At 62.2% G+C, this 26,210-nt stretch carries 29 protein-coding genes, 1 tRNA gene and 1 pseudogene; 15 read left to right on the forward strand and 16 right to left on the reverse strand.

The genetic code is table 11. The features are described from left to right. Positions 1 to 817 (reverse strand): trimethylamine methyltransferase family protein (locus AB3N21_RS09875; protein ID WP_367935081.1); only part of this gene is annotated, 817 nt, incomplete at its 3' end. Positions 818 to 1,174: 357 nt separating this feature from the next. Here AB3N21_RS09875 and AB3N21_RS09880 point away from each other — a divergent pair. After that, on the forward strand, positions 1,175 to 1,756 hold the full coding sequence (locus AB3N21_RS09880) for an outer membrane protein (protein WP_367935082.1): 582 nt from the start codon (positions 1,175 to 1,177) through the stop codon (positions 1,754 to 1,756). Between the two features lie 63 nt (positions 1,757 to 1,819). Here AB3N21_RS09880 and AB3N21_RS09885 read toward each other — a convergent pair whose 3' ends face one another. Both AB3N21_RS09885 and AB3N21_RS09890 read right to left on the reverse strand, forming a co-directional pair. Next, positions 1,820 to 3,022: a pyridoxal phosphate-dependent aminotransferase gene (locus AB3N21_RS09885; protein ID WP_367935083.1), complete on the reverse strand. Its 1,203-nt coding sequence runs from the start codon at positions 3,020 to 3,022 to the stop codon at positions 1,820 to 1,822. Positions 3,023 to 3,075: 53 nt separating this feature from the next. After that, positions 3,076 to 3,426: an MmcQ/YjbR family DNA-binding protein gene (locus tag AB3N21_RS09890; RefSeq protein WP_367935084.1), complete on the reverse strand. Its 351-nt coding sequence runs from the start codon at positions 3,424 to 3,426 to the stop codon at positions 3,076 to 3,078. Positions 3,427 to 3,640: 214 nt separating this feature from the next. Here AB3N21_RS09890 and cysS point away from each other — a divergent pair, with 214 nt between their 5' ends. The 3 genes from cysS (at position 3,641) to AB3N21_RS09905 (ending at position 7,633) form a co-directional block, all read left to right on the forward strand. Next, on the forward strand, positions 3,641 to 5,068 hold the full coding sequence (cysS, locus tag AB3N21_RS09895; protein ID WP_367935085.1) for a cysteine--tRNA ligase: 1,428 nt from the start codon (positions 3,641 to 3,643) through the stop codon (positions 5,066 to 5,068). Positions 5,069 to 5,219: 151 nt separating this feature from the next. Beyond that, complete coding sequence (gene cimA, locus AB3N21_RS09900; RefSeq protein ID WP_367935086.1) at positions 5,220 to 6,854, forward strand: citramalate synthase; 1,635 nt, start codon at positions 5,220 to 5,222, stop codon at positions 6,852 to 6,854. Further along, complete coding sequence (locus AB3N21_RS09905; protein ID WP_367935087.1) at positions 6,851 to 7,633, forward strand: squalene/phytoene synthase family protein; 783 nt, start codon at positions 6,851 to 6,853, stop codon at positions 7,631 to 7,633. Before cimA ends, AB3N21_RS09905 begins: the two co-directional genes overlap by 4 nt. Positions 7,634 to 7,637: 4 nt before the next feature. On the opposite strand, the gene AB3N21_RS09910 is transcribed toward AB3N21_RS09905, so the two are convergent. Beyond that, positions 7,638 to 8,864 carry an MFS transporter gene (locus AB3N21_RS09910; protein WP_367935088.1) on the reverse strand — a complete coding sequence of 409 codons (1,227 nt, stop codon included), beginning with the start codon at positions 8,862 to 8,864 and terminating at the stop codon, positions 7,638 to 7,640. A gap of 103 nt (positions 8,865 to 8,967) precedes the next feature. Between AB3N21_RS09910 and AB3N21_RS09915 the strand changes: the two genes are divergently transcribed. The 4 genes from AB3N21_RS09915 to AB3N21_RS09930 are packed head-to-tail and all read left to right on the forward strand — an operon-like array spanning position 8,968 to position 11,064. Then, complete coding sequence (locus AB3N21_RS09915; RefSeq protein WP_367935089.1) at positions 8,968 to 9,600, forward strand: DNA-3-methyladenine glycosylase; 633 nt, start codon at positions 8,968 to 8,970, stop codon at positions 9,598 to 9,600. Then, positions 9,597 to 10,262 (forward strand): alpha/beta hydrolase, encoded by a 666-nt coding sequence (locus AB3N21_RS09920; protein WP_367935090.1) that lies wholly within the window; start codon positions 9,597 to 9,599, stop codon positions 10,260 to 10,262. Before AB3N21_RS09915 ends, AB3N21_RS09920 begins: the two co-directional genes overlap by 4 nt. After that, entirely contained in the window at positions 10,262 to 10,768 is a 507-nt protein-coding gene (locus AB3N21_RS09925) for an N-acetyltransferase family protein (protein ID WP_367935091.1), read from the forward strand. The genes AB3N21_RS09920 and AB3N21_RS09925 overlap by 1 nt, the downstream gene beginning before the upstream one ends. After that, the gene (locus tag AB3N21_RS09930; RefSeq protein ID WP_367935092.1) at positions 10,762 to 11,064 is read left to right on the forward strand and encodes a putative quinol monooxygenase; all 303 of its coding nucleotides are present in this window, start codon (positions 10,762 to 10,764) and stop codon (positions 11,062 to 11,064) included. Before AB3N21_RS09925 ends, AB3N21_RS09930 begins: the two co-directional genes overlap by 7 nt. A gap of 130 nt (positions 11,065 to 11,194) precedes the next feature. Here AB3N21_RS09930 and AB3N21_RS09935 read toward each other — a convergent pair whose 3' ends face one another. Further along, entirely contained in the window at positions 11,195 to 11,620 is a 426-nt protein-coding gene (locus AB3N21_RS09935; RefSeq protein WP_367935093.1) for a VOC family protein, read from the reverse strand. A gap of 50 nt (positions 11,621 to 11,670) precedes the next feature. Beyond that, positions 11,671 to 12,279 carry a pseudouridine synthase gene (locus tag AB3N21_RS09940; RefSeq protein WP_367935094.1) on the reverse strand — a complete coding sequence of 203 codons (609 nt, stop codon included), beginning with the start codon at positions 12,277 to 12,279 and terminating at the stop codon, positions 11,671 to 11,673. A gap of 213 nt (positions 12,280 to 12,492) precedes the next feature. On the opposite strand from AB3N21_RS09940, the gene AB3N21_RS09945 reads away from it, so the two are divergent. Beyond that, complete coding sequence (locus AB3N21_RS09945) at positions 12,493 to 13,083, forward strand: HNH endonuclease (protein ID WP_367935095.1); 591 nt, start codon at positions 12,493 to 12,495, stop codon at positions 13,081 to 13,083. A gap of 7 nt (positions 13,084 to 13,090) precedes the next feature. Here AB3N21_RS09945 and AB3N21_RS09950 read toward each other — a convergent pair whose 3' ends face one another. The 3 genes from AB3N21_RS09950 to AB3N21_RS09960 form a co-directional block, all read right to left on the reverse strand. Then, positions 13,091 to 13,558, reverse strand: coding sequence for a disulfide bond formation protein B (locus AB3N21_RS09950; RefSeq protein ID WP_367935096.1), 468 nt, complete (start codon positions 13,556 to 13,558; stop codon positions 13,091 to 13,093). After that, positions 13,555 to 14,133, reverse strand: coding sequence for a YqaA family protein (locus AB3N21_RS09955; RefSeq protein ID WP_367935097.1), 579 nt, complete (start codon positions 14,131 to 14,133; stop codon positions 13,555 to 13,557). Before AB3N21_RS09955 ends, AB3N21_RS09950 begins: the two co-directional genes overlap by 4 nt. Positions 14,134 to 14,257: 124 nt before the next feature. Further along, positions 14,258 to 14,343, reverse strand: a tRNA-Leu gene (locus AB3N21_RS09960). Positions 14,344 to 14,653: 310 nt separating this feature from the next. Here AB3N21_RS09960 and AB3N21_RS09965 point away from each other — a divergent pair. The 4 genes from AB3N21_RS09965 to AB3N21_RS09980 all read left to right on the forward strand — a co-directional run bounded on the left by AB3N21_RS09965 (position 14,654) and on the right by AB3N21_RS09980 (position 19,436). Beyond that, complete coding sequence (locus AB3N21_RS09965; RefSeq protein WP_367935098.1) at positions 14,654 to 15,622, forward strand: TAXI family TRAP transporter solute-binding subunit; 969 nt, start codon at positions 14,654 to 14,656, stop codon at positions 15,620 to 15,622. A gap of 110 nt (positions 15,623 to 15,732) precedes the next feature. Next, the gene (locus tag AB3N21_RS09970; protein ID WP_367935099.1) at positions 15,733 to 18,342 is read left to right on the forward strand and encodes a TRAP transporter permease; all 2,610 of its coding nucleotides are present in this window, start codon (positions 15,733 to 15,735) and stop codon (positions 18,340 to 18,342) included. Next, positions 18,339 to 18,770: a universal stress protein gene (locus AB3N21_RS09975; protein WP_367935100.1), complete on the forward strand. Its 432-nt coding sequence runs from the start codon at positions 18,339 to 18,341 to the stop codon at positions 18,768 to 18,770. Before AB3N21_RS09970 ends, AB3N21_RS09975 begins: the two co-directional genes overlap by 4 nt. 135 nt (positions 18,771 to 18,905) lie before the next feature. Then, on the forward strand, positions 18,906 to 19,436 hold the full coding sequence (locus AB3N21_RS09980) for a GNAT family N-acetyltransferase (protein ID WP_367935101.1): 531 nt from the start codon (positions 18,906 to 18,908) through the stop codon (positions 19,434 to 19,436). 83 nt (positions 19,437 to 19,519) lie between these two features. Here the strand turns inward: AB3N21_RS09980 and AB3N21_RS09985 are convergent, their stop codons facing one another. Then, positions 19,520 to 19,654, reverse strand: coding sequence for an oligopeptide/dipeptide ABC transporter ATP-binding protein (locus AB3N21_RS09985; protein WP_367935187.1), 135 nt, complete (start codon positions 19,652 to 19,654; stop codon positions 19,520 to 19,522). Between AB3N21_RS09985 and AB3N21_RS09990 the strand changes: the two are divergent. Further along, positions 19,644 to 19,751 (forward strand): annotated as a pseudogene (locus AB3N21_RS09990) (universal stress protein); the annotation flags it as partial. The gene AB3N21_RS09985 and the pseudogene AB3N21_RS09990 overlap by 11 nt on opposite strands. 91 nt (positions 19,752 to 19,842) lie before the next feature. On the opposite strand, the gene AB3N21_RS09995 reads toward AB3N21_RS09990, so the two are convergent. Beyond that, the gene (locus AB3N21_RS09995) at positions 19,843 to 20,631 is read right to left on the reverse strand and encodes a LytTR family DNA-binding domain-containing protein (RefSeq protein WP_367935102.1); all 789 of its coding nucleotides are present in this window, start codon (positions 20,629 to 20,631) and stop codon (positions 19,843 to 19,845) included. 161 nt (positions 20,632 to 20,792) lie between these two features. Here AB3N21_RS09995 and AB3N21_RS10000 point away from each other — a divergent pair, with 161 nt between their 5' ends. Continuing rightward, positions 20,793 to 21,350: a cytochrome b gene (locus AB3N21_RS10000; RefSeq protein ID WP_367935103.1), complete on the forward strand. Its 558-nt coding sequence runs from the start codon at positions 20,793 to 20,795 to the stop codon at positions 21,348 to 21,350. 30 nt (positions 21,351 to 21,380) lie between these two features. On the opposite strand, the gene AB3N21_RS10005 is transcribed toward AB3N21_RS10000, so the two are convergent. The 5 genes from AB3N21_RS10005 to AB3N21_RS10025 all read right to left on the reverse strand — a co-directional run bounded on the left by AB3N21_RS10005 (position 21,381) and on the right by AB3N21_RS10025 (position 26,180). Beyond that, positions 21,381 to 22,346, reverse strand: a complete 966-nt coding sequence (locus tag AB3N21_RS10005) for an ABC transporter ATP-binding protein (protein ID WP_367935104.1) — start codon at positions 22,344 to 22,346, stop codon at positions 21,381 to 21,383. After that, a complete protein-coding gene (locus tag AB3N21_RS10010) occupies positions 22,343 to 23,308 on the reverse strand; it encodes an ABC transporter ATP-binding protein (RefSeq protein ID WP_367935105.1) in 966 nt (321 codons plus the stop codon). Before AB3N21_RS10010 ends, AB3N21_RS10005 begins: the two co-directional genes overlap by 4 nt. 2 nt (positions 23,309 to 23,310) lie before the next feature. Beyond that, positions 23,311 to 24,261 carry an ABC transporter permease gene (locus tag AB3N21_RS10015; protein ID WP_367935106.1) on the reverse strand — a complete coding sequence of 317 codons (951 nt, stop codon included), beginning with the start codon at positions 24,259 to 24,261 and terminating at the stop codon, positions 23,311 to 23,313. Further along, positions 24,258 to 25,235 carry an ABC transporter permease gene (locus AB3N21_RS10020; RefSeq protein WP_367935107.1) on the reverse strand — a complete coding sequence of 326 codons (978 nt, stop codon included), beginning with the start codon at positions 25,233 to 25,235 and terminating at the stop codon, positions 24,258 to 24,260. The genes AB3N21_RS10015 and AB3N21_RS10020 overlap by 4 nt, the downstream gene beginning before the upstream one ends. Before the next feature lie 87 nt (positions 25,236 to 25,322). Then, positions 25,323 to 26,180 carry an alpha/beta fold hydrolase gene (locus AB3N21_RS10025; protein ID WP_367935108.1) on the reverse strand — a complete coding sequence of 286 codons (858 nt, stop codon included), beginning with the start codon at positions 26,178 to 26,180 and terminating at the stop codon, positions 25,323 to 25,325. Positions 26,181 to 26,210: the final 30 nt, after the last annotated feature.

Below are 26,210 nucleotides of genomic sequence, written 5' to 3' on the forward strand. Positions count from 1 at the left end.
CCCCCGCCATACCGGCCGAGAGCAGCAACACCGGCATACCGGCCTTGATGCATTCCTCCATGACTTCGCAGCTTTCGGTTGCGAATTTCATCGGCGGCACCACGAAGCAGTTCGAGTTCGACACGAATGGCCGCTCGCGCCACTTGTCCTCGCCTCCGGCGATCATGTGCAGCATCTCGACCGCCGGGGCCACAAAGTCGGGCTCGGTGAACGAGGTGCCGATGTGCTTGGTGGTGCCCGAGCAGCAGGCATAGATGGTGTTCAGGTCCATCTCGCGGTTGTCGGGAATGTCGCGGCAGACCATGGGGCGCTGGACAAAGTGGATATTGTCCAGCCGGTCGCAGATCCGGGCGGCATCATGCAGGTCCTGCACGGTTGAATCGCGGTATTCGCGCCCTTCGACATCCACCATGTGCACGGCGGCCCCCGCAGTGCCGTAATGCACCCGGCTGCCGCTCAGCTCCAGATCGGTTTTGCCGTCGCGGCTGTAGAGCGTGACCGACCGGTTCGCCTTGGCCAGCGTGTCCTCGACCAGCGCGCGGGGGAACCGGATGCGGCCATCGTCGCCCAGAACACACCCGGCGCCGACAAGATAGTCGACGCCACTTTGCGGCGCGTCGGCCAGGCCGATCTGCTCCAAGGCGTCGAGGGCTGCGGTATGGATACGCTCCATATCGCTCTGGCTGAGCGGCTTGTACGTGCCACCTTCCATACCCGGCCGCACCGGGCGCAGATGGTCGGGCAGGGCAGTGGCGCGGGCAGCCCGACGCGCGGCGCGGCCGCCGCTACGAGATGAGCTACGGGATTGATCGTTCATATGAGAATTCCGGAGTTTGATCTGAGAAAGAGTGGGGTTGCGTCAGATTGACCCGGGACGGCCCCGCGCAGCACGACCCCGGTCCGCACCGATGGTGCGGCACACAAGGTTGATTTTGCACTGTTGGACCTGCATCGCGTGCCTCCGTTTCGGGTCATCCTGAGGCGCAAAAACCCGCCTGTCTATTCCAAATGCGACCGATTTTTTGGGCGGTTTGATGCCGCGGTGCAGCGATTTCGGCCAGTCCCCGCCGCCTGCCCGGACGCCGCCCGCGCGACCTCTGGAAACCGGGCGTCGGCGTTCCTTGGTAGGGGCTGCGGGCGCGCAAAGGCGTCCCGATTGACAGGAGAAGTCACAATGACCCGTATCGTATCAATGGCCGCCCTGGTCGCGGCACTGAGCAGTCCCGTCTTGGCTGACAACATCACCGAACCGGTGATCGAGCCGGTCCCGGCCGCTCCGCCGCCACCGGCGCCCTATCAGGGCGGCGACTGGACCGGCGCGTATCTGGGTGGCCAGATCGGGCAACTGGATGTTGACCCGTCGGCAGGCGCGGGGGGCGACGATGTCTCTTATGGCCTGCATGCCGGTTACAACTACGATTTTGGCCGCTTCGTTCTGGGTGGTGAAGTCGATTATGACTGGACCGACATCGATCTGGGTGGCGCGGCCACGGTGGACTCGGTCCTGCGCGGCAAGGTCAAGGCCGGCTATGACTTTGGCCGTGTGCTGGCCTATGCCACGGGCGGTGTTGCCCAGGTGGATACCTCATTGGGCGACGAAACCGGTGAGTTCTACGGGGTGGGCCTCGCCTATCAAATGACCCCTCAATGGGTACTCGGCGCTGAGGTGCTGGAACACCAGTTCGACGATATCGGCGGTTCGGGCATTGGCGCGGACGCCACATCGGCATCGGTGCGGGCCACCTTCCGCTTCTGATAGCTGACAACGGCGGCGCGGCTCGGTTGAGCCGCGCCGTTTTTCGGGTTTCGCGCGACGGAATTACCCGGTCTCGCTGAAACGCATTGATTTGTCGGAAACCAGTTGTGCGGCGAAATCGCACAGAGTTTCCAGCGATTTGGCAAAGGCCTCATCCGCGACCGTCATCGCCACCCTTACATGGCCCGACGCTGCCTGCCCGAAACTCTCGCCGGGCAGGACGGCAATGCGATGCGTGTCCAGCAGGGCATTGGCGAAAGCCTCGCCGCTCATGCCCGTCGCCCGAGTGTCAAGCATCAGATACATCGCGCCCTGCGCCGGGATCAGACCGACCGTGTTCTGCCGCGCAAGGATCTCCTTGGCCAGTGCCCGGCGGCGGCGGAAGGGCTCGGCAATCTCATCCTCAAGGTGATTGCCCTCGCTCAGCGCATAGCTGGCGGCATCCTGAATGAACCCCGGCACTCCGTAGGTGGTGTGGGTGGCGAGGTTGATCAGGTGGCCGATCACCTCTTCCGGCCCGACGATCCAGCCGCAACGCGACCCGGTCATGGCATGCGATTTCGACATCGACCCCACCACCAGCGTCCGCGCGGCCATGTCGGGCAGCGACCGGGGCGAGATATGCTCACCCTCCCACACGTGCGTGTCATAGACCTCGTCCGAGATCAGCCATAGATCACGGTCCCGGCAGACCCCTGCGATCCCCTCAAGCGTCTCGCGGGAATAAACCACGCCGGTCGGGTTGTTGGGCGAGTTGATCAGCAGCGACACCGCATCTTCGGCGGCGGCGTCAATGTCCTTGGCCCGGGGCTGGAACGCATCCTCGGCCCGGGTTTGCACCGCTTTCGCCACCGCACCCACACCCCGGATCGTGCCGGGATAGGTGGCGTAATAGGGATCAAGGTACAGCGCCGTGTCACCCGCATCGCAGACAGCGCTATGGGTGGCGAACAGGGCGGCCTGACCGCCGGGTGTGATCAGCACGTTGTCTCGCGTCGTCGGCACGCCGGTGCGCGCCTGAACCCGGGCGGCAACCGTATCGCGCAGCAGCGCCGTGCCAGGTACCATCGCGTAACCGGTATGCCCACCCACGGCTGCATCGTTCATGACGCTCAGAATCGAAGGGTCGGTGCGGATGTCATGTTCGCCGATGGTCAGTTCGGTCACCGCGACTCCCTCGGAAATCATCCGCCGCGCACGATAGAACACGTCCCAACCGTCCGACCCACCGCCGGTCAGATGGGTGATGCGATGCGACAGTTTCATTCTCTGCCTCCCTCTCTCTTCAAGGCGGAGAGGGGCAGAGCATTGCCGTTTTGTCAATCGGGATCGCGCGGCGGCAGCGTTGCCTGCAGCTTTTTCGTGAGCGCGCCGCGCACGATGTCATAAGACATGAACAGACGGTGGCGCAGCTCATCCTCATCCGTTCCCCATGGCAGGCGAATCCAACTGCGGTGAAAATACGGGGCCTTTTCGCCCACGCCCGCATCGATCAGCATCTGCGCGGTTTCGATATCAGGCGTCTTGACCGAGACGCCGTCATTTGCGGTGCCGATACAGGCGAACATCTTGCCGCACACCTTCCACGCATCATGGCCGCCGCCCCACGGGTCCGAGACCTCGGCCCCGGGCAGGGTTTTGCAGAACGAATTGACGGTTTCGCGGCTCATGGCCTCACTTTGCCGAAGGTGTGTCGCTTACTCAAGACTTGGCGCGCGAGGCTTCCCGTGCTATGCGAGGGGTATGAACCGGACCATTTGCATCATTATCTGCTGCATTTCCTGCTGAACTTCACGCGGGCCGGTTTCTTTCGTTTTCATCCCCGAGACAAGTTGCTAAGCCCGCGCCAACGCGTTTGCGCCTGTTGCTTAAGGAACTGACCCGATGACGACGATCAAGCTGCACAACACCAAGACCCGGAAGAAGGAGGAGTTCGTCCCCCTCGATCCAGCAAATGTGCGGATGTATGTCTGCGGACCGACCGTTTATGACCGGGCTCACATAGGCAACGCGCGGCCCGTGGTGGTGTTTGACATGCTCTACCGCCTGCTGCGCGAGGTCTATGGCGCGGATCATGTCACCTACGTGCGCAACTTCACCGACGTGGACGACAAGATCAACGCCACCGCGCTGGCCCGCAAACAGGCCGGGGCGGAGGGAACGCTAGAAGAACTGGTGCAGGCACGCTCGGATGAGACGATTGGCTGGTATCTGAAGGATATGGGCGAGCTTGGCACGCTTGAGCCATCAATCCTCGGTGAAAGCCATGAAAAGGCGATGCCGCGCGCGACCCAGTATATCGCGCAGATGATCGCGATGATCGAGGATCTTGTCGGCAAAGGCCATGCCTATGCCGCCGAGGGTCACGTGCTGTTCGCGGTCGACTCGTGGAAAGAGGAATACGGCAAGCTCTCAGGCCGCTCGGTCGACGACATGATCGCCGGTGCCCGGGTCGAGGTGGCGCCTTACAAGAAGAACCCGATGGATTTCGTGCTGTGGAAGCCCTCCACCGATGATCTGCCGGGCTGGGAGTCGCCTTGGGGCCGGGGACGTCCGGGCTGGCATATCGAGTGCTCGGCCATGAGCCACGAGTTGCTGGGCGAGAGTTTCGACATTCATGGCGGCGGCAACGACCTGATGTTCCCGCATCACGAGAACGAAATTGCGCAAAGCCGGTGCGCTCACCCGGGTGGGGAGTTCGCGCGCGTCTGGATGCATAACGAGATGCTGCAGGTCGAGGGCAAGAAGATGTCCAAGTCGCTGGGCAATTTCTTTACTGTGCGTGATTTGCTGGAGCAGGGCGTGCCCGGCGAGGTGATCCGCTTTGTCTTTTTGCAAACCCATTATCGCAAGCCGATGGATTGGACAGAGAAGAAGCGTGGCGATGCGCAAAAGGAACTCGGAAAATGGCACCGGATGAAAGGCGCCAATGTGCCGGGTGCCATTCCGCCGCAAATTCTGGAAGCACTCGCTGATGATCTGAACACGCCGAAGGCGATAGCAGAGCTCAGAAAGCTGGCCGACAAGGGCGATATACCCGGGCTTCTCGCTGGAATGGAAATCATGGGTCTTCGGACCGTTAGCAGCGAAATGCTTGATTTGATCAAGGAAAGCGAGCGGCAGCTACTTGACGAAGCGCAAGCCAATTTTGCTTCGGTGCGGGAACTGGCCAAACAAACCAAGGACTTTGTGGAACTGGATCGCCTCAAGGCGTCTCTGATTGATGCCGGTGTCGAAGTGCGCATGAGCAAGGAGGGCGTCGAACTGTTGCCCGGTCCGGGGTTCGATGCATCGAAGCTGGAGGCGGTGTAATGACTGATCCTTGCGAAACACAGGCCAGCGCCCGATCGGGGGTGGGCGCTGTAGCGCCCGCCCATGGGGGCGGTCGGGCGCTGGCCGTGCCGCAAGCGGCACGACTGAGTGGTGATGATGTCTGCCGCTGTAAGTGTTGGGAGCAGGAGACATGACCAAGGAACGCCTCTACCTCTACGACACCACGCTGCGCGACGGGCAGCAGACGCAGGGGGTGCAGTTCTCGACCGCCGAGAAGGCGCAGATCACGCAGGCTTTGGACGAGTTGGGCGTCGATTATATCGAAGGCGGCTGGCCCGGGGCGAACCCGACCGACAGCGCGTTTTTCGACGCGGCGCCAAAGACCAAGGCCCGGCTGACCGCGTTTGGCATGACCAAGCGCTCGGGGCGGTCGGCTGAAAATGACGATGTGCTGGCCGCTGTGATGAATGCGGGCACGCAGGCGGTCTGTCTGGTGGGTAAGGCGCATGACTACCATGTGACCCACGCGCTCGGCATCCCGCTGGAGGAGAATGTCGAGAACGTGCGCGCCTCGATGGCGCATCTCGCGGGCCGGGGGCGTGAGGCGCTGTATGATGCCGAGCATTTCTTTGACGGCTACAAGGACAATCCGGCTTATGCGGTCGAGGTCTGCAAGGCGGCGCTCGACGCCGGTGCGCGCTGGATCGTGCTGTGCGACACCAATGGCGGCGCCTTGCCGTCCGAGGTCGGGCGGATCGTGACCGAGGTGATCGCGGCGGGCATCCCCGGCGAGCGGCTGGGCATCCACTGCCACAACGACACTGAGCAGGCGGTGGCCTGTTCGCTGGCCGCCGTCGATGCGGGCGCGCGGCAGATTCAGGGCACGCTCAACGGGCTGGGCGAGCGCTGCGGCAATGCCAACCTAACCGCGCTGATCCCAACGCTGCTGCTGAAGGAGCCTTATGTCAGCAAGTTCGAGACTGGCGTGACGCACGAAGCGCTAGCGGGGCTGACCCGGATCAGCCGGATGCTGGACGACATCCTGAACCGGGTGCCAACGAAACAGGCGGCTTATGTGGGCGCCTCGGCCTTTGCGCATAAGGCGGGGTTGCATGCCAGCGCGATCCTCAAGGACCCCAACACCTATGAACACGTAGACCCGGCCACCATCGGCAATGCGCGCATCATCCCGATGTCGAACCAGGCGGGGCAATCGAACCTGCGCAATCGGCTGGCCGAGGCCGGGTTGACGGTTGAAAAGGGCGACCCGGCGCTGGGGCGCATTCTGGAGCGGATCAAGGCGCGTGAAGGTGAGGGATATTCCTACGACACCGCGCAGGCCAGTTTTGAGTTGCTGGCGCGGGAGGAGCTGGGGCAGCTACCCGAGTTCTTCGAGGTCAAGCGCTACAAGGTCACCGTCGAACGGCGCAAGAACAAGTACAACAAGATGGTCAGCCTGTCCGAAGCCGTCGTGGTGGTGAAGGTGGACGGGGAAAAGAAGCTCTCGGTCAGTGAATCGCTGGATGACAGCGGCAGCGACCGGGGCCCGGTGAACGCGCTGGCCAAAGCGCTGGCCAAGGATCTGGGGCAGTATTCGGATATCCTGAGGGACATGCATCTGGTCGACTTCAAGGTGCGGATCACCCAGGGCGGCACCGAGGCGGTGACGCGGGTGATCATCGACAGCGAAGACGGGCAGGGGCGGCGATGGTCCACCGTGGGGGTCAGCGCCAACATAGTTGACGCGTCCTTTGAGGCGCTGCTCGACGCGATCCAGTGGAAGCTGACCCGAGATTGCGGAGCGCATACGGCTGCGGCGCAGTGAGTGGGGAATTCAGCGACGATCTGAACGCTTGCGCGGCGCTGGTGCAACGGGGCGATCCCGACAGGTTTCTGGCGGCGATGGCAGCGCCGGTGGCCGCACGCAAGGTGCTGTTCCCGCTCTACGCGCTGAATGTCGAGGTGGCGCGCGCGCCTTGGGTCACGCAGGAACCGATGATCGCCGAGATGCGGTTGCAATGGTGGCGCGATGCCTTGAGTGAGATCGCCTCAGGTGAGCCGGTGCGGCGGCATGAAGTGGTGACGCCTTTGGCAGCGGTTCTGTCTTCGGAGCAGGTAGGCTTGTTGGATGAATATGTGGCCGTAAGGCGTTGGGATATTTACAAAGACCCGTTCGAAGACGCCGAGCACTTCGCCAACTACATTGACCAGAGTGCAGGCACTCTGACCTGGGTGGCCGCCTGCGCTCTGGGAGACGCCAAGGAAAGCGTTGTGCGCGATTTCGGCTTTGCGGCGGGCGTGGCGAACTGGTTCCGCGCCATCCCCGAGCTTGAGGCGCGCGGGCGCATCCCGCTGCTCGACGGCACTCCGGACGGGGTGCGGCGGCTGGCGCAAGACGCGCTGGACCGGCTGGCCCGGGCGCGCGCCAATCGTGGTGCTGTGTCGCGGGAAGCACGTCCGGCGCTGTTGGCTGGTTGGCAGGCCGGTCCGATCCTGCATCAGGCCATGCGCGCGCCTGACCGCGTTGCCTCTGGCACTTTGGGGCAGAGCGAGTTCAAACGCCGGGCATCCCTGATGTGGGTCGCGGCGACCGGGCGCTGGTAGGGGCCTAGCGTGTGCTGGGTTCGGCAGGCCGCAGCGTGAGCCAGATCAGCGCGCCGCCCGCCAACGTCAGCAGTGGCACCATGGCGAGGTTGACCGCCGTCCACCCCTCGACCGGGGAGCCACCCGAGCAGTTCATCAACCCGCCCGAAGCCAGCGAGGCCAGGGTGACACCGCCAAAGACCAGCAGGTCATTCAGGCCCTGCATCCGCCCCCGCTCATGCGGTTCATGGGCGTCCGCCAGCATGGCAGTGGCACCGATGAAGCCGAAATTCCAGCCCACGCCCAGCAGGATCAGCGCAATGAAGAAATTGCCCAGATCGACGCCCTGCAGCGCCGCCATACCGGCACCCGCCAGAATGATCAGACCGGATGCGACGATCTTTTCCACGCCGAAACGAGCGATCAGGTGGCCGGTGAAGAAGCTGGGCACGAACATGGCTAGCACGTGGCTGGACACCACATCCGCCGCGTTGCCCTCGGTATAGCCGCAGCCGACCACGGCGAGCGGGGTCGAGGTCATCACCAGGTTCATCAGCGCATAAGACACCATGGCGCAGATCACCGCCACCGCGATGCGTGGGGTTTTCAGTAGCTCCAGCCGGGTGCGCCCGCGGGGGCTGTCGGCGGCCGGCGGGGGCGGCTTGGGGATGTCGAGGAAGAAGAACAGGACCGAGCCCAGCACGTTCAGCGCGATCACCGCGAAATAGGTACCGAGGAAGGGCACCACAAAGGCCTGCGATGTCGCCTTGACCAGTTGCGGCCCGATGATGGCCGCCGCAAGCCCGCCGGCCATGACATAGGAAATCGCCTTGGGCCGGTACGCGTCCGAAGCAGTGTCGGCTGCGGCAAAGCGATAAAACCCGTGCGCGCTCATATAGATGCCGGTCAGAAGGCTGCCCGCAAGAAAGATCGGGAACGAGCCGAGATAGAGCCCATAGGCCCCGACCGCCCCCCCGGTCGCACCGGCGGTGGCGCCGATCAAGAACCCGGCGCGGCGGCCCCATTTCTGCATGATCGACGAGATCGGGGTCGCCGCCAGCATCGAGCCGAGAACGATCAGCGAAATGGGCAGCGTCGCCAGGCACGCATTGGTGGCCAGCGACTGACCGGCCAGCCCGCCGATGGTGAAGATCATCGGCATCTGCGCGCCAAGAATCGCCTGCGCGGCCACCAGAACGGCGACGTTCCGTTTGGCCTGTCTGTCATTCGGTGCGGTGGCGGTCATGGTCATGGGCGTATGGGTATCGGCGAATCCGTTTGCGCACAAGCGGCTTGCATATGCGGCAGGCACCCCTAACGTGCGGGGCGTGACTTTGCCGCAGGTGAGAGGGAACATGTCCGTCGGCCGCATCATCGAAACAGACGCCTGCGTGGCCGAAGGGGCGGCATGGCTGGCGCAGACCTGCCCGCGCATGGCCTTTGCCATGAACCGCACCGGCCCGCTGCCGCTGCGGCGCAGGCCGGACGGCTTTGCTCAATTGCTCAGCGCCATCGTCAGCCAGCAGGTCAGCGTGGCCTCGGCCAATGCGATCTGGGGGCGGATGCGGGAGGCGAAACTGACCGGTCCACGCAAGATCATGTGGGCCACCGATGACGATCTGCGTGCGGTGGGTCTGAGCCGCCAGAAAATCCGCTATGCCCGAGCACTGGCCGAGGCGCGGATAGATTACAAGGCGTTGCGTGATGCGCCCGATGCTGAGGTGGTGGCGATCCTGACCGAGGTGCCAGGCATCGGTGTCTGGACCGCCGAGGTCTACGCCATGTTCTCGCTGGGCCGTGCCGATGTGATTGCGCCCGGCGACCTGGCCCTACAGGAAGCCGCGCGCATCCTTTACGGACTGCCCAAACGCCCTACCGACAAGGAGTTGCGGCAGATGGCCGAGGCATGGTCGCCCTGGCGCTCGGTTGCGGCCCGGGTGCTCTGGGCCTATTACCGCGTGGCCAAGGACAGGGAAGGGATCAGATGACTCGGGTTTTGAATGCGCTCCGCAAAGAGCCGGTCTCGGGCAGCACGCGCTCGGTCGTGGTGTTCGTGCATGGCTATGGCGCCAACGGGCAGGACTTGTTGGGGCTGGCGGATGTGCTGGGCGAGCATCTGCCCGACACGCTGTTTGTGGCCCCCGACGCGCCCGAGACCATTCCAGGCATGCCCTTCGGCTTTCAATGGTTCCCGATCCCGTGGATCGACGGATCCTCCGAAGAGGAGGCCCGGCGGGGTATGGAGGCAGCGGTTGACGACTTCAACGCCTTCCTCGACGCACTGATGGTGGATGAGGATGTGCTGCCGGAACAGGTGGTTCTGTTCGGTTTCAGCCAGGGTACGATGATGAGCCTGCATGTGGCCCCGCGCCGCGAGGATCCGGTGGCGGGCATCGTGGCCTTCTCGGGCCGCCTGCTGGAACCGGAACTGCTGGCCGACGAGGTGGTCAGCCGGATGCCTGTGCTGCTAGTGCATGGCGATGTCGACGACGTGGTGCCGCCGCAATCGCTGCCCGAGGCGGCCGAAGCGTTGCAAGGCGCTGGGTTCAAGGAGGTCTATGCCCATGTGATGAAGGGCACTGGGCACGGCATCGCGCCGGACGGGCTGAGCGTGGCGCTGGCCTTCATGCGGGATAAGCTGAGCCTCTGATGCAGATCGCCGTCCGCCCGATGATGCCCGAGGATGTGGCCGCTGCCTGCCGCATCCTCAACGAGATCATCGAAATCGGGGGGACGACCGCCTTTGAGATTCCGTTCTCCGAGTCGCTGTTCGCGCAAAGCTATCTGAACGGGCCGGACAAGATCTGCTGCCACGTGGCGCTTGACGGCGCGGGCCGGGTGGCTGGGTTTCAATGGCTGGGCACGTATGATGAATTGCCCTCCGATTGCGCCGATATCGCAACCTTTGCCCGCCGCAACCCGGTGGTGAAGGGTGTGGGGCGGGCGCTGTTCGCGGTGACTGCAGAGACCGCCCGGAGCATTGGATTCGCCAGCATCAACGCCACCATCCGGGCGGATAATGTGCCGGGCCTGGGCTACTATTCCCGAATGGGATTTCAGGAGCATTCGGTTGCACATGGCGTGCCGCTTCGGGACGGCACGCCGGTGGACCGGATCTCGAAACGCTATGATCTGAAAGGGGAGATGGAATGCTGATCGTGACGGGAGTGGTCGAAGTTGCCGCCGACGGCGTGGACAAGGCACGCGCGGCTGCACAGGCAATGGTGGCCGAGACAGTGAAAGAGCCGGGTTGTCTGATCTATGAGTTCAGTCAGGTGCTGGGGCAGGGCAGCCGGTTCCGGGTCTATGAAGAATGGCGGGATCAGGCCGCGCTCGATGCGCATTTTGCAACACCGCATATGGCGGCTTTTCGGGCAGCGTTGGGTGAGGTTGGCGTGATCTCTCGCGAAATCTACCGGGTGGTGGGCGGTGAGAAACAGCCCTTGGGGTGAGGCGCGAGGTCGATGCCCCGTGACAAGGCGTTTCGAAACGCCTTGATCCAAGCGGTTTGAAAACCGCTTACAAGCCGCTTGAAGCGGCTTTCATGCCCGGTCAAAGCCGGGCGAATGAAGCTTCGAAGCTTCATTCCCACAGCCACCCTTCGGCAAACTCCACGGAATTTCCCGCTGGATCGCGCACGTAAAGCGAATGCGCGCCATTGGGCCAATCGAACTCGGCATCGACCTGCACACCGGCGGCGGCCAGGCGATCCCGCATAGTCTCCATCTCGGCGCGCGTCATGACCAGCGCCACATGTCCCGGACCGCGCGCGCCATGGGGTGGCACCGGCAAGCGCGGGTTGGTTGGCGGCAACTCGGTCTGGTCGGCGTTGAAGATCAGCAGCACCGAACCACCCACGCGAAAGAAAACATGCCGTTCGCCCACCCGCTGGATGCGTTCGAGCCCCAGCAATTCACCGTAGAACCGCTCGGCAGCGTCCAGATCGTCGACATAAAGCGCCGCCTCCAGGATAGCAGTAGGGCGGGGCGCATCAGGCAATTCGGTCATGACGCAAGGGTAGCGTCCGCATCCCATGCTGTCATCTGCCGTACATGGCGTCAGCGGCGCGGTTTGCGTCCGGGGCGGTGTTTGCGGAGGGCGTCTGATCGTGGTGGCAAAGGCAGAGTCTCCCACGTGCCGCTGTCTAACCCGTCCAGCGTCCAGTCGCCGATCCTGCGGCGGATCAGGCGCAGGGTAGGGTGGCCGACGGCAGCGGTCATCCGGCGCACCTGCCGGTTGCGGCCCTCGCGAATTGTGAGTTCGATCCAGCTATCAGGCACCGATTTCCGCGCGCGAATTGGCGAGGTTCGAGGCCAGAGACCGGGCGGTTCATCAATCAACTTCGCCTTGGCCGGGCGTGTCAGACCATCTTTCAACTCGACTCCATCTCGCAGCGCCGCCAAAGCGGTGCCGTCAGGAATGCCCTCGACCTGCGCCCAATAGGTCTTGGCCATCTTGTGTTTCGGGTCGGCGATCCTTGCCTGCAACCGCCCGTCGTCGGTCAGCAGCATCAAACCCTCGCTGTCGCGATCCAGCCGGCCTGCGGGATACACTCCGGGCAGGTCGATGAAGTCCGACAGGGTGCGGCGCGGCGAATCCACACTCCCCCGATCGGTGAATTGTGACAGCACATCGAAGGGCTTGTTGAAGCGGATAAACCAGGACATGGCCCATGCCCTTAACGGCCTCGCGACGGCAGGGCAAGCTGTGGATAACTGTCACGCCGCTGTTACCCGACAGCGATATGCAGATGCCGAGATATTGTGGAAACTCGGGGCTTGTCAGAGATTTAACACGATATATAGTCGTAGTAAGGCCGGGGCGGGTGCTCCCCGCTCTGGTGTCACAACGGGCAGTTCAGAGCGAGGAGCGAATCTGTAATGGACGGAGACTTCAGGACCGAATTTGTCAGGGAACCGGGGGCGTTGAGGCAAAATCCCGCGTTGGTCCTGAACGCCGATTACCGTCCGCTCTCCTACTATCCCCTGTCCCTCTGGCCCTGGCAGGAGGCTATAAAGGCTGCCTGGCTGGACAGGGTAGATATCGTCGCGGAATACGACGAGGTGGTCCGCAGCCCGAGTATCGAGATACGAATACCGTCGGTCGTAGTGCTGAAGGACTATGTGAAACCCCAAAAGCGCGTGGCCTTCACGCGCTTTAATTTATTTCTGCGGGATGAGTTCTGCTGCCAATACTGTGGTGGCAGAGGGGATCTGACCTTTGACCACGTCGTGCCGCGCGCTGCCGGAGGGGTGACCAGCTGGCAGAACGTTGTGGCCGCGTGCAGCCCCTGCAACCTGCGCAAGGGCTCCAAATCGCTGCGGCAGGCGGGCATGTCTCTGCGCAAGCCGCCACGCCAGCCTCAGGCGGAAGAGTTGCGCAATATCGGGCGCAAGTTCCCGCCCAACCATCTGCACGAAAGCTGGATGGACTTTCTGTACTGGGACGCGGAACTCGACGCCGAAATCTGACCGGCACTCAGGCCGCGTGTGTGCGCATGGCCATCAGCCAGATAGACACAAGCGCCAGCGAAACTACAGCGTTCCAGCTTGCCATCGACAGACCCAACATCTCCCACGGCACCTCATCGCAGCGCACCAGTGGAGCGGCCATGATCTGGTCCATGAGCTGTTGCGGCGTCAGCCCGCCGATCTCGCCCGATGTGCAGGTCGAGGGGCCTTCCCACCATCCACGCTCGACCCCGGTGTGATAGATCCCGATGCCGGCTGTACTCAGCACAGCCAGCGCACCAAGGGCCGGTAGTAGACGGAGGGAGATCATCAGGGCAGCCAGACCAATCAGAACCGCCACGCCGTGCGGGTAGCGTTGCCAAATACACAGCTTGCAAGGCGCCAGTTCGCCCAGATGCTGGAATCCCAAGGCACCCAGCAGCATTGCCGCCGACCCGGCCGCCGCCAAAAGAACCAGTGTATTGCGTCGTGTCATAGATACCGTACCAGAACGAATCCTCCGATCAGGAGGATCATGAACAGCGTGAACATAAGACCCAACCGCTTCTCAATGAAGTCCCGGATGGACTCGCCGAAGCCCCAAAGCAGCCCAGCCACCACAAAGAACCGCAGCGCGCGAGCCAGGATCGACGTGGCAACGAACGTGCCCAGCGGCATGCCGGTCCAGCCGGACATGATGGTGATGACCTTGTAAGGAAACGGCGTCACGCCCGCAGTCAGCACGGCCCAGAAGCCGAAATCATTGAAGCGGGTGTTGAACTCTTCCATGGCGGCGCCCTTGCCCATGGCGGCGAGCACCGGCTGGCCTATGCTTTCGTAGAAAAAGGCACCGATGGCATAGCCCAACATCCCACCCAGCACCGACGCAACAAGCGCCACCAGCGCGATGAGCCAGGCCTTGGACGGCCGGGCGAGGATCATCGGAATCATCAGCACATCGGGCGGGATCGGAAAAACCGAGCTTTCCAGAAACGCCACCACCGCCAAGGCCCACATCGCATTCGGGTGCTCCGCCAAGCGGATGGTACGGTCGTAAAGCGATTGCAACATGAGACGCAGTATCCGGCAAAAGAAAATCGTCCCGATGCCAAACCACGCCAAAAGCCGGGCGTCAACCTGTGTCGCCGAAGCATGCGGCATCCATCTGCGCGAAATCGCAATGTTGAAATTGATGTGGTGCCCAAGGAGAGACTCGAACTCTCACGCCCGTGAAGGCGGGGGATTTTGAATCCCCTGCGTCTACCATTCCGCCACTTGGGCCACGGGTATTGGATTAGCGTCCGGGGCAGGGAAGGTCCAGAGGCAAAAATGCATGGGCTCCGGATCGCGGAGAGACGGGGAAAAAACATCTGCGCTCGCCAAATATGCGTTTCACGCGCCCTCATCTCAGAGCGAGACTTGACAAGTCCGTGATCGGAATGAAACGCTCGGCTCAGCGGGAGAGACAGGAATTTCAAACATTTGCGTCCGGCAAACGAGGCGCGGTTATTCTACAAGGCCACGATCCCCAATCACGGGGATGACCAAGCTCATCTTTCGTCCGCTGAATAATAAATCTGGGAGTTCATAAATGAAAAAAACCAGCAAACTCAGCCTCGGCGCAATCGTCACGGCGGCGCTCATGGCTCCGGCAGCCTATGCCGAAGAGTTCATCACGATCGGGACCGGCGGCGTGACCGGCGTCTATTACCCGACCGGCGGCGCCATCTGCCGTCTGGTGAACAAGGGTCGCAAGGAACATGGTGTGCGCTGCTCGGTCGAGTCGACCGGCGGTTCGGTCTACAACATCAACACCATCCGCGAAGGCGAGCTGGAATTTGGCGTGGCGCAGTCGGACTGGCAGTACCACGCCTATAACGGCAGCTCGAAATTCGAAGAGGCGGGGCCCTTCGAGGACCTGCGCGCCGTCTTCTCGGTTCACCCCGAGCCCTTCACCGTTGTCGCCCGTGCCGATGCAGGCATCTCGAGCTTCGAGGACCTGAAAGGCAAGCGCGTCAATATCGGCAACCCGGGATCGGGCCAGCGCGGCACGATGGACGTGGTACTTGAAGCGATGGGTTGGACCACTGACGATCTGGCTCTGGCCTCGGAACTGAAGGCGGCTGAACAGTCGGCCGCGCTCTGCGACAACCAGATCGACGCGATGATCTACACCGTGGGTCACCCCTCGGGCTCGATCCAGGAGGCGACCACCGCCTGCGATTCGGTTCTGGTGAACGTGACTGGCGATGCCATCCAGGGGCTGATCGACGACAACTCGTACTACCGCGCGGCCACCATCCCCGGCGGCATGTATCGTGGCTCGGACGGGGATACGCAGACCTTTGGTGTCGGCGCCACCTTCGTCACCTCGGCGAACGTGTCGGATGACGCGGTCTATGCGGTCGTCAGCTCGGTCTTTGAAGATTTCGATGCCTTCAAAAAGCTGCACCCGGCCTTTGCCAACCTGAAGCCCGAAGAGATGGTCAAGGACGGTCTGTCCGCTCCGCTGCACCCCGGTGCGGCCAAATACTACAAGGAAAAGGGCTGGATCGAGTAATCCACCCGATGCGCAATTGACGAGGCGCCTACGGGCGCCTCGTTCTCACCCGATACCGGGTCAAAAACGCCGCTGGACAAAAGAGGGCGGCAGGACGGGGAGACTTTTTGATGACCTCTGATTCTCAGGGCAATCGTCCGCTATCCGAAGAAGAACTACAGGAACTGGTGGCATCGTCGGACGCGGGCGCGCGGGATCCGGCGGGCAATGTCGGGCTGTTTCTGGCCATCGTGGCCGTGATCTGGTCCGTGTTTCAGGTGATCCTGGCCTCGCCGGTCTCGAACCTGCTGCTGCCGGGGTCGGTGGTGAACAACTCGCGCCAGATCCATCTGGCCTTTGCGATGTTCCTGGCGTTTTCGGCCTATCCGGCGCTGAAATCCAGCCCGCGAAATTACATCCCGATCCAGGATTGGATCATGGGGATTGTCGGCACCGTGATCGCGCTTTACGGCTATATCTTCTACCAGAAGATCGTGAATGCGGGCGGTCTGGCCGATGACACTGACAAATGGGTTGCCCTGGTCGGACTGATCCTGCTGTTCGAAGCAGCCCGCCGCGCGCTTGGCCCGGCAATGGCCATCATCGCGACGATCTTTCTGGCCTATGTCTTCTTCGGCGCTTCGGAATGGGTGCCCGAGGTCATCCGCTGGAAGGGCGCCAGCCTGAAAAAGGCGATGAGCCATATGTGGATCACCTCCGAAGGCGTGTTCGGCATTGCCCTGGGCGTGTCCACCAAATTCGTCTTCCTCTTCGTGCTCTTTGGCGCGTTGCTCGATAAAGCGGGCGCGGGGAACTACTTCATCAAGATGGCGTTTGGTGCTCTGGGCCACTTGCGCGGCGGGCCGGCCAAGGCCGCCGTGGTGGGTTCGGCCGCCACCGGCCTGATTTCGGGCTCGTCGATCGCCAACGTTGTGACCACCGGCACCTTCACCATCCCACTGATGAAGCGCGTGGGCTTTACCAGCGAACAGGCCGGTTCGGTCGAGGTCGCATCCTCGGTCAACGGTCAGATCATGCCGCCGGTGATGGGGGCCGCCGCCTTCCTGATGGTGGAATATGTGGGCATCTCATATGTCGAGGTGATCACCCACGCGTTCCTGCCCGCTGCGATTTCCTACATCGCGCTGGTCTATATCGTGCACCTCGAAGCGGTGAAGCGGAACATGCCGACGCTGGGCAACCGGGTCGTGTCGATGGGCAGAACCATTGGCGGCATGGCGCTGTTCTTTGCCGGGTTCGCGGGCCTCTGCTATGGCGTGCAATATCCCGTGCGCTGGATCACGGACCTGATGCCCGGTGCCTCGGGACTGGCGCTCTCGGCGGCGGTTGTGGTGGCTTACATCCTGCTGCTCAAACTGGCTGCCGGGGTCGAGGATCTGGTTCCCGACGATCCCAACGCCAAAGAGGTCGAACTGCCGGTCGTGGCCGAGATCTACAAGGCCGGTCTGCATTATCTGCTGCCGATCATCGTTCTGGTCTATTTCCTGATGATCGAGCAGAAATCGCCCGGCCTCTCGGCCTTCTGGGCCACCGCACTGCTGTTCGTGATTCTGCTGACGCAGAAACCTCTCAAGGCGATGTTCCGTGGGCAGAGCAATATGGCTGACACCTTCATGGAAGGCGTTCGCGACCTGTGGCAGGGCCTGATCGACGGCGCCCGCAACATGATCGGTATCGCGCTGGCCACGGCCACCGCGGGCGTGATCGTGGGCACGGTGACGCTGACCGGTGTGGGGCAGGTGATGGCCGATCTGGTCGAATTCCTGTCCGGCGGCAACCTGATCCTGATGCTGGTGATGGTGGGCCTGCTCAGCCTTATCCTGGGCATGGGCCTACCGACCACGGCCAACTATATCGTGGTCAGCTCGCTGATGGCCGGGGTCGTGGTGGAACTGGGCGCGCAATCGGGTCTGATCGTGCCGCTGATCGCGGTGCACCTCTTCGTGTTCTACTTTGGCATCATGGCGGATGTGACACCACCTGTGGGTCTGGCGAGTTTCGCCGCTGCCGCCGTGTCCGGGGGCGATGCGATCAAGACCGGGTTCACGGCCTTCTTCTACTCTCTTCGAACCGTGGCGCTGCCCTTCGTCTTCATCTTCAACACCGATCTTCTGCTGATCGATGTCGGATGGATCGGGGGCATCATCGTGGCGATCTCCGCCACCATCGCGATCCTCGTCTTCACCGCCGGGACGATGGGCTATTTCGTCTCCCGCAACCGGATCTATGAAAGCGTGGCACTGATCCTGATCGCGTTCGCGCTGTTCCGACCGGATTTCTTCATGAACCGGATCGCTCCGCCGTATGAGATCATCGAACCTGCCGGCTTCGTGCAGGCTGTCGGTGAAGCTGAACCGGGGTCCGAGCTGCGCTTGACCGTAAGCGGCCCGGATTTCGACACCGGCAACATGAAGGACACCACCCTGATCCTGACCGTCGGTCCGGAAGAGGGCGGCGAGGCGCGTGTCGATGCCTTTGGTCTGCTGCTGCTTGAAGAGGACGGGTTGGTCAAGCTGGAAGAACCCATCTTTGGCTCGCCGGTCTCGGCCAATCTGGATAGCTTCGACTTCTACGCCGATGACGCGGTGCGGATCGCCACGATCCAGGCACCGTCCAGCCAGCCGCCCAAAGAGCTGGTGTTCATCCCGGCGCTGATCCTGCTTGGCCTGATCGCCTTTCTGCAACGCGGCCGGGCCGCCAGAGAAGGAGTACCCGCATGACCAAATCCGTGCTCTGCGCCGTTGACATCAGCAACGGCGATCATGACGCTCCGGTGCTGAAACAGGCGGCGCGACTGGCCGATCTGGACGGGGCGCAGTTGGACGTGGTGACGGTGCTGCCCGATTTCGGGGAACGCTGGGTCTCGGGGTTCTTCGAGCCTGACTTCCACGAAAAGGCGGTGGCGGAGGCGCATGACCAACTTGTGCATCTGTGCGCTGCCGCGTTGGGCGAAGATCGGAATGCCTCGATCCGGCATGTGGTGGCGACCGGGACGGCCTATCAGGAGATCCTGAAGACCGCCGAAGGCGCCGGCAGCGACCTGATCGTGATCGGTGCGCACACGCCCGACCTTAAGGACTATCTGCTGGGTCCCAACGCAGCACGTGTGGTGCGGCACTCGTCAGCCTCGGTCTACGTGGTGCGCTGAGCGATCTATTGAAATCGATTGAGCCCCGGACATGATCCGGGGCTTTTTATTGCCCAATGGTGGTTTTTCGGAGCTATGCTGATCTACTAAGTTCAATTGTCATCGCGTACTCACCAACCCTTGACTGACATGCCTTTGAAAAACATCGAAATTGAGTTCTGTGACAGCTTGCCGCCACGAGGTCAGCTGAACGGAATACTCACCCAATACTACGATCTGATCGTTCAGAGAATGCGGGGAATGGGCTTCGATATTGACCCGGCCGCACCGCAAAGCGCTCTTGCCGAGTTCTGGGCGAATGCAACGGATTATCTGCCCCCAAAAGGATGCTTGGTTTTGGCCCGGGATGAGACGGGGCAGATCGTCGGGTGCGGTATGCTGAAGTGCCTGGATGCAGAGACAGGAGAGTTGAAGCGGTTATTTGTGACCGAAGAAGCGCGCGGCACCGGAGCAGGCCGAAAACTGGTCGAGGCTCGGGTCGAGGCCGCGCGGCAAATGGGACTAAAACGCCTGGTCGTGGACACGCTGACGCCGAACGTCGAAATGCGCAGCCTCTATCCCAAGCTCGGTTTCACCGAGGTCGATGATCCAATCGAGACAACCACATATCACGACCAGCCAATGCTACGCCCGCATATGCATTTCTTTGTCAAAGATATCTCGTAGCGATTGCGAACTGATCGTCCAAGCGCAGTTGCGCGAACCGTGGATCAGTTAGGTTGTCCCGGACAGCCCGAACCGGGTCGGCGTCACCCATCCACCATGTGACAGGCGACCCGCGTTTCGCCCACTTGCCGCAAAACCGGACGTTCGCTACGGCACTTATCGGTCGCCAGCGGGCAACGTGGGTTAAAAACACAGCCGGGCGGCGGGTTGATCGTGATCGGCGCACATACGCTCGACCTCTAGGATTATCTGCTGGGCCCCAACGCCGCACGTGTCGTGCGGCACTCTCCGGCGTCGGTCTACGTGATGCGCTGAACGGCACTATCAACAAGAGAAAGCCCCGGACTTGTTCCGGGGCTTTTCCTACGGGCCGGATATAGGTCTGCACCCTTGTGATTACGGTGTTTTACCGGCCCAGGCGTTCCTTCAAGTCAGGATACCTTCTCCGGCTGACGGGAACCTCATCTCCGTTGCTCATCGTGCAGATATAGGAACTTCCCCTGCGCATCAGATTGTCGATGTGCGCCAAGCGGATCCAGTGCGATCTGTGGCACTGCACTCCGTCCAATTGCGCCAGTTTTTCTACGCAAGCGCCAAACTGCTCCGAAAGCAAGGCGCTACCTTTGTTGGTGACGACCTCGACATAGTGGTCCTGTGCGTGCATGCGAATGATGTCATTGCCCAGCGAACGCGGGACAGTGTTGATCATGCTCTTCAGCGAGGGGCTATCGCGGCTAACGGTTTCACGCTGCTCATCGGTCGTATCCCGACGAAGAATGAAGCCCATGACGACGGCGACGGTCAATGCAACCGGTGCGACCGCCAAAACCTCGCCAACATAAACCGCAATCAGGCTCGCGCCTGCCTCAAGCTCCTCGTCGGGGTTTCCAAATCCGTAGTCCAACAGCAAAGAGACCGGCGCAAACAGAAAGGGCAGGGCAAGGGCGGAAACGATAACCGGGCCCGGTGCCCGCAGCCCGTAATGCTGGAGCATCCATACCCCCGCCAGAAACAACGCCGCGATAAAGAGAATATGTGTCGACCACAGGCCAAACGCCGCAAGAACCGGCAATTCCGCCGTGTGGTCCGGCTCGAGGACCAGGACGAAACCAGCGCCGACCAATGCTGTCACGAGCACCTTCCATGACAGGGCGCGCCAATCGGCTTCGGTGAGTGACACATCAATCGACATCATAGGCGGAATTTAACAGCTCCTCCGTGAGCGGTCGAGGAACGACCATTCACGAAATCCCATCAACCGTCCGCGCAAGGCGGGTCCTTTTCGCGCATCTGCGGTGGTAGCCGCTTTTGTCCCGTGGCACCGGGCCTGCGACCTTGCAAAAAACGGATGTGGAAATGGAACGCTACGCCTTCTCAGCACGGGTATTGCACTGGCTCATGGCCGCCGGGTTCATCTTCATGTGGGCCTGCGGTTACGCGATGACCTCTTTGGTGCCGGACGACTCTCCGATCGAAGAGTTCCTGTTCGCGCTTCATATCTCCATCGGCGTGACATTGCTCGCGCTGCTGGTGTTGCGCATCGCTATCCGCATGATCTCCACGCCGCCACCGCTTCCGGCATTGATGCCGAAATGGGAGAAAATCGGCTCGCATGTCGGGCATTTCGGGCTCTACCTGTTGCCCGCTGCCGTCATCCTCGTTGGATGGGCCGAGATCGATTTCGGCGGCCATGGCGCCAAATGGTTCGGCTTGTCCCTGCCAAAGGTGTTTCCCACGGTAAAGACCCTTTGGGGGCTGAACCTCGAAGATGCCATGGAAAGCCTTCACCGATGGCTGGCCTACGCCATGCTGGCACTTACGGTCGTGCATGTCGCAGCGGTGATCAAACATCGCTGGATCGACGGGCATGACGTACTTGGCAGGATGACATTTGGAGGCCGCCGAAAGGACTGAGCCAGGCGAGAAGCTGGCGGCAGCGCGGGATCACCCCTCAACCATGTGACAAGCGACCCGCGTTTCGCCCAGTTGCCGCAAGACCGGACGTTCGCTGCGGCACATGTCGGTCGCCAGCGGGCAGCGCGGGTTAAAGACGCAGCCGGGCGGCGGGTTGATCGGGTCGGGGATTTCCCCCTGCGGCGGCTCTTCCTCGCGCCCGAACTGGTCCAGTTTGGGGGCGGCGGCCAGCAGCATCTGGGTGTAGGGGTGTTTCGGTGTTTCGAACAATGTATCCGGGCTGGCCTCTTCCACCAGTTGCCCCAGATAGAGCACTCCGATCCGGTCGGCCATGTGCCGCACCACGGTCAGGTCATGGCTGATGAACAGGTAGGTAAGCCCCAGATTCTCCTTCAGGTCCGACATCAGGTTCAGTACCTGCGCCTGCACCGACACATCCAGTGCTGAGGTCGGCTCGTCGCACACGATCAGGCGCGGCTCGGACGCCAGTGCGCGCGCCACGCAGATGCGCTGCCGCTGGCCACCTGAGAACTGGTGCGGGAATTTGTCGGCATCGAGCGCCGACAGCCCCACCTGTTCCAGCAGTTTCTCCGCCAGTCCCTCGGCCTTTCCGCTACGCGCCCGGACCGGCTCGACAATGATGTCCTTCACCCGCCAGCGCGGATTGAGCGAGGCGTATGGGTCCTGAAAGATCATCTGGATGTTCGAGCGTAGATCGCTCAGCACCGCTTTGTCGGTCTCATGGGCCAGATCGACCCCCTCGACCTCGACTGCGCCATCAGAGGGCGGTAGCAGCCCCACCAGGATCTTGCCGATGGTGGATTTGCCGGAGCCGGATTCACCCACCAGCGCATAGACCGTTTTCTCTTTGATTTCGAAAGAGACATCCGACACGGCGGTCAGGGTCTGCTTGGGCAACCGTTCCAGCATCCGGTTCAGCCAGGGCTTCGACACGTCGAAGGTGCGGGTCAGGTTGCGGATCGTGACCATGCTCATGCGGGTTCTCCGATCGGGTGCCAGCAGGCGGCGCCCTCCGTCAGGGCAGGGCGCGGCGCGGCGCGGCAAGTGGCGTCAGCCACCGGGCAGCGCGGGTTGAACGGGCAGCCCTCGGGCAGGGCGTTGAGCCGCGGCATCGCGCCAGGGATCTGCCGCAGCCGGGCCTGACCGTGGCTGTTGGCGGGCATCGAGCCCACCAGCCCGTCGGTATAAGGATGTTTGGGGTGGGTCAGCACATCGCGAACCGGGCCGATCTCGACCAGTTGGCCCGCATACATCACCGCCACCCGGTCGGCGGCCTCGGCGATCACGCCCATGTCGTGGGTCACGAGGATGACCGAAGTGCCGTGATCCCGACAGAGCCGTTGGAGCAGCGCGATGATCTGCGCCTGCACCGACACGTCCAGCGCCGTCGTGGGTTCATCCGCGATCACCAGCGACGGCTCGGCACAGAGCGCCAGCGCAATCACCACCCGCTGCCGCATCCCGCCCGAGAACTCGTGCGGGTAGCTGTCGAGCCGTTCGGCGGCAGCGGGGATGCCGACCTCTTCCAACGAGGCCAGCGCCCGTTTGCGCGCTTCGGCCTTGGAAACGCCCAGATGGGTCTCGATGGTCTCGGAGAGCTGTTCTCCGATCGGGATCAGCGGGTTAAGCGAGGTCAGCGGGTCCTGAAAGACCATCCCGATTTCACGCCCCCGAATCTTGCGCATCTCACGCAGGGGCAGGTTGTCGATGCGCCGTCCGTTCAGCAGGATTTCTCCGCTGGCGATGTGAGCGGGGCGGTCCAGCAGGCCAATGACGGCGTTGCCGGTCATCGACTTGCCCGCGCCGGATTCGCCCACGACTCCGAGAATCTCGCCCGGGGCGAGGTCATAGCTGACGCCGTCCACGGGCCGCAGAACGCCATGGCGGGTCGGGATCTCGACGATGAGATCGCGGACGGAGAGAACTGGTTCCATCAAATTCACCGCAATTTCGGATTCAGGGCATCCCGCAGCCAGTCGCCAAGCAGGTTGACCGACAGAGCCAGCGCCAGAAGGGTGACGGCTGGGAAGAACAGGATCCACCATTCGCCCGAGAACAGGAAACCCTGCCCGATGCGGATCAGGGTGCCGAGCGAAGGCTGGGTGGGCGGCGCGCCGACGCCGAGGAAGGACAGCGTTGCCTCGGCGATGATCGCCAGCGCCAACGAGATGGTGGCGATGACCAGCACCGGTGACAGGATGTTGGGCAGGATGTGCCGCATCATGATCGCAGGACCCGAGCGGCCGATCATCCGCGCCGCCTGCACGTATTCGCGGTTCTTCTCGACCAGCGCCGCGCCGCGCACCACGCGGGCGAACTGCACCCAGTCTGACAGGGCGATGGCTATGATCAGCACCCAGATCGCCATCTCGTCCCGGTATTCCGGCGGGGTGAAACCCTTGGCGATGCCAAAGATCAGCATCGCCACCAGAATGGCCGGAAAGGTCAGCTGTACGTCTGCGACCCGCATGATCAGCGTCTCGGTCCAACCGCCGACATAGGCCGCGACCAGCCCGAGAATGACGCCGACGATCATCGCCAGCACCACCGCCGAGATGCCCACGAAGAGCGAGATGCGCAGGCCGTATAGGATGGTCGAAAACACATCACGGCCCTGATCATCGGTGCCCAGCAGGAAGGTTTCTTGCGTGAACGCATTGGGCTCACCCGGTGGGGTGAAGCCGTTCATCAGGTTCAGTGTGGCCGGATTGAACGGGTCATGCGGCGCGATCAGGGGCGCAAAGAGTGCTGCCAGCAGCAGCACCGCCACGATGAACAGCGCCACGATGGCCACCGGCGAGTGGCGGAAGGACCAGACGAAATCGCTGTCCCAGAACTCGGCTAGGCGCGAGGGTTTGGCCTCGACGGGTTTCTGAGTCACTTCGGTCATGCGGTCCTCCCGTCGATGCGCAGGCGCGGGTCGATGGCGTAATAGAGCAGATCGACGATCAGATTGATGGTCACGAACATCACTGAAATCAGCATCAGATACGCCGCCATCACCGGGATATCCACGAACTGGATGGCGTTGATGAACAGAAGCCCGACGCCGGGCCACTGGAACACCGTTTCGGTGATGATGGCAAAGGCGATGATCGAGCCCAGCTGCAGGCCGGTCACCGTGATCACCGGCACCAGCGTGTTCTTGAGCGCATGGTGAAAGTTCACCGCCCGATCGGTCAGACCCCGGGCGCGAGCAAAGCGGATATAGTCGGCGCGCAGCACTTCAAGCATCTCTGACCGCACCAGCCGCATGATCAGGGTCATCTGGTAAAGACCCAAGGTAATTGCGGGCAGAATCAAGGCCTTGAGGCCCGAAGCTGTCAGAAACCCTGTGGACCAGTTGCCGACCTTAACCGTCTCTCCGCGCCCGAAACTAGGCAGCCAGTCCAGCTCGACCGAGAACACGTAGATCAGCAGAATGCCAATCAGGAAGGTGGGCAGAGAAACTCCGATCAGACTGAGCGTCATGATCAGATTGGCCGCGATCCCTCGTCGTCGGATCGCGGTGAAGACACCGAGCGCGATGCCCATCGTGATGGCAAAAAACCCCGAAACCAGCGCCAGTTCCAGCGTGGCGGGCGCACGCTCGGAGATGATGGTAGCGACCGGGCGACCTTGCCTATAGGAGACGCCGAAATTGCCCTGCGCCGCACCCTGCAGGAACTTGAAATATTGTACCGGGAACGGCTGATCGAGGCCCAGCTCCGTGCGCAAACGGTCGATGTCGGCCTGCGTGCGCTCCTGTCCCAGCATGTTGTCGATGGGATCGCCGACAAAGCGGAACATGGAAAAGGCGACCAGCCCGACGACCAGCAGGACGACGAAGGATTGGAAAACGCGGCGAATGACATAGGCGAGCATGGATCAAGTTGGTCCCGCGAATTGTTACAGGTGTCAACAGCCATTCCGGCGGAAACCGGAAAAGAACCGTTGAAGGATTCTGGGCGATCAGTCGGCGTTCAGGCTGCCCAGAAAGTCCAGGATCGCGGCGTTTACCACCTCGGGCTGTTGCCATTGGGCGAAGTGGCTGGCGTTTTCGATCAGCAGCAATTCGGCGTCGGGGATCAGGTCGGACATGCGACGAGTATGCGCCTCATCAATTGCTTCCTCGTAGATGCCCGCGGCAACGACGAACGGGGTTGCAATCCCGCGTAGCTGGTCTTCGGAAAAGCTGGGTTGCGATCCCCACATCGCAAAGACCTTTTCCGAGAACGGCCCGAAGCTGTCCGGGGTGGGTGAGATGGCGCCATATTGCGCAACGGCATAGCCGACATATTGGCCGACCAAGCCATCTCCGCCAGCCGAGGGTTTGACGCCTGACACATCGTAATTCGCCCCGATGGCAAACACCCCCGTCACCCGTTCTGGCGCCGTGATCGCCAGTTCCAAACCGATGTTGCCGCCATCCGACCATCCGACAATAGCCGCTTTGTCGAGTGACAGCGCGTCCATGACGGCCAGAGCATCGCGGGCCATCAGCGTATAGGAGTAGGGTTGATCGTCATCCGTCGAGCGCCCATGCCCCCGGCTGTCAATCGCGATCAGGCGATACTGCTCGGACAGAGCCGGGATTTGGGAGCCGAAATCCTCGGCAGCGCCCAACCCGCCGTGCAGCAGGAGCACCGGCAGGCCCTCAGTATCGCCGAAGGTCATGTAGTGAATACTTGCGCCCTCGGTTTCGACCTCGCCGGATGAGGCGGGGTCGGGCAGGGCGAAAGGCGCCGACAACGACCGCCAGGCCCAGACGGGGACGGAGAGAAAACACAGGGACACCAGAAGTGCTAGTCCGAATTTCAGGTGTTTCATGGTTCTCTCCTCCCTGTTTAGTCATTTGCG

The sequence above is a fragment of the Ruegeria sp. genome (genome assembly GCF_040830605.1).
Taxonomy (GTDB): Bacteria; Pseudomonadota; Alphaproteobacteria; order Rhodobacterales; family Rhodobacteraceae; genus Ruegeria.

What these genes read in the sequence shown, in the direction of transcription:
- AB3N21_RS10000 (WP_367935103.1), top strand. Translation starts at nt 20,793, where the DNA reads ATGGAACGCTACGCCTTCTCAGCACGGGTATTGCACTGGCTCATGGCC.
- cimA (WP_367935086.1), top strand. Translation starts at nt 5,220, where the DNA reads ATGACCAAGGAACGCCTCTACCTCTACGACACCACGCTGCGCGACGGG.
- AB3N21_RS09925 (WP_367935091.1), top strand. Translation starts at nt 10,262, where the DNA reads ATGCAGATCGCCGTCCGCCCGATGATGCCCGAGGATGTGGCCGCTGCC.
- AB3N21_RS09950 (WP_367935096.1), bottom strand. Translation starts at nt 13,558, where the DNA reads ATGACACGACGCAATACACTGGTTCTTTTGGCGGCGGCCGGGTCGGCG.
- cysS (WP_367935085.1), top strand. Translation starts at nt 3,641, where the DNA reads ATGACGACGATCAAGCTGCACAACACCAAGACCCGGAAGAAGGAGGAG.
- AB3N21_RS09945 (WP_367935095.1), top strand. Translation starts at nt 12,493, where the DNA reads ATGGACGGAGACTTCAGGACCGAATTTGTCAGGGAACCGGGGGCGTTG.
- AB3N21_RS10005 (WP_367935104.1), bottom strand. Translation starts at nt 22,346, where the DNA reads ATGAGCATGGTCACGATCCGCAACCTGACCCGCACCTTCGACGTGTCG.
- AB3N21_RS09965 (WP_367935098.1), top strand. Translation starts at nt 14,654, where the DNA reads ATGAAAAAAACCAGCAAACTCAGCCTCGGCGCAATCGTCACGGCGGCG.
- AB3N21_RS09970 (WP_367935099.1), top strand. Translation starts at nt 15,733, where the DNA reads ATGACCTCTGATTCTCAGGGCAATCGTCCGCTATCCGAAGAAGAACTA.
- AB3N21_RS09995 (WP_367935102.1), bottom strand. Translation starts at nt 20,631, where the DNA reads ATGATGTCGATTGATGTGTCACTCACCGAAGCCGATTGGCGCGCCCTG.
- AB3N21_RS09890 (WP_367935084.1), bottom strand. Translation starts at nt 3,426, where the DNA reads ATGAGCCGCGAAACCGTCAATTCGTTCTGCAAAACCCTGCCCGGGGCC.
- AB3N21_RS09920 (WP_367935090.1), top strand. Translation starts at nt 9,597, where the DNA reads ATGACTCGGGTTTTGAATGCGCTCCGCAAAGAGCCGGTCTCGGGCAGC.
- AB3N21_RS10025 (WP_367935108.1), bottom strand. Translation starts at nt 26,180, where the DNA reads ATGAAACACCTGAAATTCGGACTAGCACTTCTGGTGTCCCTGTGTTTT.
- AB3N21_RS09915 (WP_367935089.1), top strand. Translation starts at nt 8,968, where the DNA reads ATGTCCGTCGGCCGCATCATCGAAACAGACGCCTGCGTGGCCGAAGGG.
- AB3N21_RS09930 (WP_367935092.1), top strand. Translation starts at nt 10,762, where the DNA reads ATGCTGATCGTGACGGGAGTGGTCGAAGTTGCCGCCGACGGCGTGGAC.
- AB3N21_RS10015 (WP_367935106.1), bottom strand. Translation starts at nt 24,261, where the DNA reads ATGACCGAAGTGACTCAGAAACCCGTCGAGGCCAAACCCTCGCGCCTA.
- AB3N21_RS09885 (WP_367935083.1), bottom strand. Translation starts at nt 3,022, where the DNA reads ATGAAACTGTCGCATCGCATCACCCATCTGACCGGCGGTGGGTCGGAC.
- AB3N21_RS09975 (WP_367935100.1), top strand. Translation starts at nt 18,339, where the DNA reads ATGACCAAATCCGTGCTCTGCGCCGTTGACATCAGCAACGGCGATCAT.
- AB3N21_RS09935 (WP_367935093.1), bottom strand. Translation starts at nt 11,620, where the DNA reads ATGACCGAATTGCCTGATGCGCCCCGCCCTACTGCTATCCTGGAGGCG.
- AB3N21_RS09880 (WP_367935082.1), top strand. Translation starts at nt 1,175, where the DNA reads ATGACCCGTATCGTATCAATGGCCGCCCTGGTCGCGGCACTGAGCAGT.
- AB3N21_RS10020 (WP_367935107.1), bottom strand. Translation starts at nt 25,235, where the DNA reads ATGCTCGCCTATGTCATTCGCCGCGTTTTCCAATCCTTCGTCGTCCTG.
- AB3N21_RS09955 (WP_367935097.1), bottom strand. Translation starts at nt 14,133, where the DNA reads ATGTTGCAATCGCTTTACGACCGTACCATCCGCTTGGCGGAGCACCCG.
- AB3N21_RS09940 (WP_367935094.1), bottom strand. Translation starts at nt 12,279, where the DNA reads ATGTCCTGGTTTATCCGCTTCAACAAGCCCTTCGATGTGCTGTCACAA.
- AB3N21_RS09910 (WP_367935088.1), bottom strand. Translation starts at nt 8,864, where the DNA reads ATGACCATGACCGCCACCGCACCGAATGACAGACAGGCCAAACGGAAC.